The sequence below is a fragment of the Bartonella sp. AU15XJBT genome, from assembly GCF_028618615.1.
Classification (GTDB): Bacteria; Pseudomonadota; Alphaproteobacteria; order Rhizobiales; family Rhizobiaceae; genus Bartonella.
Genome location: NZ_JAQITG010000045.1, coordinates 1 through 3,496, shown reverse-complemented (window position 1 = coordinate 3,496; position 3,496 = coordinate 1). Strand labels below are relative to the sequence as shown.

The following is a 3,496-nucleotide window of genomic DNA, read 5'->3' as shown; positions in this document are numbered from 1 at the left end:
ACCGTCCTGGTATAACTGGCTCACGCCTCGCGGGTAATCTAACAGTTTCAACGTTTAAAAGCAATCTTTTAAAAAAATGGTGCTCTATCGCCAGTGTCTTTGAAAACAATTTTATAAGAGTGTTTGACTTTTATTAAGAGTGTTTGAGACTGGGGGTGTTTTCTTTAAAAGGGAAAAGAAGAATGAACGGTTGTTGTAAAGAGAACACCGGAAAGACCTGTTGGCTTTTGTGAAATGAGAAGGCGTGGAGGGCGGTCAACTCCTCGCAGATCCGGCAAAGCCGTCCTGGCAAAACTGGCTCACGCCTTATCTCCAATGATATAATGTTTTTAAGCCAAAAAGCAATCTTTAAAAAAACGCGCCTTGAGAGAGGCTTTTTTGTATGGAGTGATAATTTGTACCTCTAACTTCACAACGGCGCTCTATCGCCTTTGAAGTGCCTTTGAAAACGATTTTATGGGATGGTTTAGCACGGGGGTTTCTCTCACAAGGAGAATAATAGGGAAAAGAGTGCTTTTTTGAGAAATGCTCTTTTGACTGACAGTGTCAGACTTATAGTGGGAGTAAGTTTCATGCATTGTATTGCCAATGACAATTGTAAAGCAATAGGCAATGTATGGAACAGGAATTTCACGAAGATCAAGAAGATGGGGATGCAGAAACATTTTATGCCGCGTTCATAGATCTTTGCCCAGACGTTTTATGCCAAGATATTTTATGCCAAGACGCCACCGTTAGCCAAGCGCCGGAATGGGTCGAGTTGTTGCCTAAAGCGCCCCATGTGAAGGCGCGTGATGGACGGGAATGGCATTATGACCCACAAAGGATTTTAAAGGCTTTTGCAGCCAATAAAGGACCGCTTGTGATTGATTATGAGCATGGGCAACATCACCGAGCGAGGAACGGCTTGGAAGCGCCGGCTAGTGGCTGGATTGAAGAACTCGCAGAGCGGGATGGTGCGATTTGGGGTCGGGTTAAATGGACCGATATGGCAGCTAAAAAGATTATTGCCCGAGAGTATCGCTATCTTTCCCCTGAGTTTCGTCATTCTAAAAATGGTGAGATTTTAAGTTTGGCAGGGGCAGGGTTGGTGAACCGTCCTGCCCTTGTGATGACGGCTTTAAGCCGTGAATACCCTTTAACACCCCCTTTGATACCCCTTGTGGTGTCCCCAACAACCTTGACGGAGAAAATGATGGATTTAACAGCCATTGCCAGTGCTTTGGAGCTGGCAGAAGATGCAAAACCTGCAGAAATTTTAGCAAGCATTGCAGCACGCGAAAAAGAACGGGTGGAATTAAATACCCAATTAACAAAAGCGCGAGAAGATTTAGCACTTTTGCGGGAAGAGCAAAAAAAGGCGACGATTGAGAGTCTTTTAGACAAAGCGATTGAAGAGGGCAAGATTTTGCCTGCTGCACGTGAAGAATATTGTGCCCTTTGTACCCTTGAAGGGGGCGTGGAGCATTTTAAAAGTTTGATAGAAAAATTGCCGGCGCTTGCCTCAACAAGCCCTTTAGAAGTGTGTGCCTTGGTGCAAGAAGCAAAGCTTGCGCCAGAAGAGGTTGCGCTTGCGGCACGCCATTATCAACAAGAGCAGAAAGCACAAGGCTTCGACATCACCATTAGCCAAGCAGTTGATTATATTAGCGAGCAAAAGGAGCGCCAATTATGAGTACGACAATTTTGATGAAATCTTTTCGCGCTGGAGATGTGATCTCGCCTTATTGCATTGTTGCAGCCCGCACTGAGGGAATGGTGGCAACGGCTACTGGTAAGGGTGATAAATTATTAGGCACTGCCGGCTCTTGTGAAGCCAAGGCTGGTGAGATGATTGATGTTGCTCAATGCGGTTGGGGCGAAGTGGTTTGTGGAGGCAATGTTTCCTTTGGTGATTTTTTAACCTCTGACCCCAAAGGGCACGCCATAAAGGCAGAAGCAGCAGATCGCACCATTGGCATTGCCATGAGTGATGGCTCTGCTGGTGATGTTATTTCTTTTAAAATTAATTAATCGAGGCTTAAAATGAACAGACCTTTTCCCATTGATCCAACACTCACTGCTATTGCTATTGGTTATCGCAATCCAGCAGGTTCTCTTATTGGCGATAAAGTTTTGCCACGCGTTTCTGTTTTAAGTGAGGTGTTTAAATATAGTGAATTTCCTTTAGCGGAAAATTTTACGGTGCCTGAACTTGAGGTTGGGCGAAAAGGGCGCCCGAATGTGGTGGAATTTTCTGCCTTTGAACGGGAAGCCAGTGTCAAAGATTATGGACTTGATGATCTTATCCCCAATTCAGATATTGAAGCAGCGGCACGCGCCAGGGCTGAGCGACGCTCTCGTTATAACCCCGAAAAGACAGCCGTGGAAGGACTTGCCAATTTGCTAGAATTGGGGCGTGAAGTGCGTGTTGCAGCCCTTGTGCAAAGAAGTGAAAATTACGCACCAGAGCGCGTGATAACGCTCAAAGGTGAGAATAAATTCAGTGATTATGAGAAATCTGATCCTTATGCCACTTTAGATGAGGCGATGGATAAAGCTCTCGTCTATACGCCCAACACCATTGTGATGGGTAAAGTTGTTTGGTCAAAACTCAAACGCCATCCCAAAATCATTAAAGCCGTTAAAGGAGGTGGCACTGCTGATGGTTTTGTCACCAAGGCGCAATTTGCTGATCTGATGGAAATACACCCCGATCGTTTACTCATTGGTGAATCGCAAGTGAATTTGGCCCGCAAAGGGCGTTCAGCGCAATTGGCACGCGTTTGGGGCAATAAGATTGCACTGCTTTATATTGACCCCACCAAACAACAGGCTGATGGTTCGGTCATCAGTTGGGGCTTTAGTGCCCAATTGGGTGAACGTTTGTCTGGAGTGATCATTGATCCAGATATCGGCTTATCAGGCGGTAAACGGGTGCGTGTGGGGGAACGTGTGTGTGAATTGGTCGCCGCAAAAGATGCCGGCGTTTTGTTGCAAGACGTTGTTTAAGGAAAAGACTTAATGGCTTATGCAAGCAAAACATTGATTGAAGAGCTCTGGGGTGATGACTTCTTGGATGACTTATGTGGGATGGATGAGAATTCTGATCCAGTTTTTTCAGAGCAAGCCATTGCCCGCGCTCTAAACCAAGCAAGCGGTGAGATTGATGTGCATTTGTCTCATCGCTACGTGGTCCCGATTTCTGGACAGCCGGCGGCTCTCAGCATGATTTGTGTCAATATTGCTGTTTATAATTTAGCCATACGCCATACGGCACTGACCACGACCATTGAAGATCGTTACAAACAGGCGGTTGAACTTTTGAAACGCATTGCGGAAGGCAAAGCTGGTTTGGGGGTCGATGAACCTAAAATTATGAGCGAAGATGGTCCCGTGCGTGATGGGGCTTTTTTCCATGCCAAACCGCGTTTGATGGGAAGGTAACATGTCTGTTTCAACCCATATTGAGATTAAAGAGAGCGGGCTTGAAGCGGCTTTATCCTTTTTACAAAAG

The 3,496-nt window shown here is 45.9% G+C and carries 4 protein-coding genes; all 4 read left to right on the top strand.

Annotated elements, in window-relative coordinates:
* The first annotated feature begins 616 nt into the window (after window positions 1-616).
* From PVV57_RS09400 to PVV57_RS09385, 4 genes are read left to right on the top strand one after another with little or no spacing between them, the layout of a single operon-like run.
* The gene (locus PVV57_RS09400; protein ID WP_273718821.1) at window positions 617-1,675 is read left to right on the top strand and encodes a phage protease; all 1,059 of its coding nucleotides are present in this window, start codon (window positions 617-619) and stop codon (window positions 1,673-1,675) included.
* Entirely contained in the window at window positions 1,672-2,013 is a 342-nt protein-coding gene (locus tag PVV57_RS09395) for a hypothetical protein (RefSeq protein WP_273718819.1), read from the top strand. Before PVV57_RS09400 ends, PVV57_RS09395 begins: the two co-directional genes overlap by 4 nt.
* Before the next feature lie 12 nt (window positions 2,014-2,025).
* Window positions 2,026-2,991 carry a capsid protein gene (locus tag PVV57_RS09390; protein ID WP_273718817.1) on the top strand — a complete coding sequence of 322 codons (966 nt, stop codon included), beginning with the start codon at window positions 2,026-2,028 and terminating at the stop codon, window positions 2,989-2,991.
* Between the two features lie 12 nt (window positions 2,992-3,003).
* Window positions 3,004-3,426, top strand: coding sequence for a gp436 family protein (locus PVV57_RS09385; RefSeq protein WP_273718815.1), 423 nt, complete (start codon window positions 3,004-3,006; stop codon window positions 3,424-3,426).
* Window positions 3,427-3,496: the final 70 nt, after the last annotated feature.

Excerpts from the sequence above, each read along its gene's own strand:
- PVV57_RS09400 (WP_273718821.1), top strand. The coding sequence starts at position 617 with ATGGAACAGGAATTTCACGAAGATCAAGAAGATGGGGATGCAGAAACA.
- PVV57_RS09390 (WP_273718817.1), top strand. The coding sequence starts at position 2,026 with ATGAACAGACCTTTTCCCATTGATCCAACACTCACTGCTATTGCTATT.
- PVV57_RS09385 (WP_273718815.1), top strand. The coding sequence starts at position 3,004 with ATGGCTTATGCAAGCAAAACATTGATTGAAGAGCTCTGGGGTGATGAC.
- PVV57_RS09395 (WP_273718819.1), top strand. The coding sequence starts at position 1,672 with ATGAGTACGACAATTTTGATGAAATCTTTTCGCGCTGGAGATGTGATC.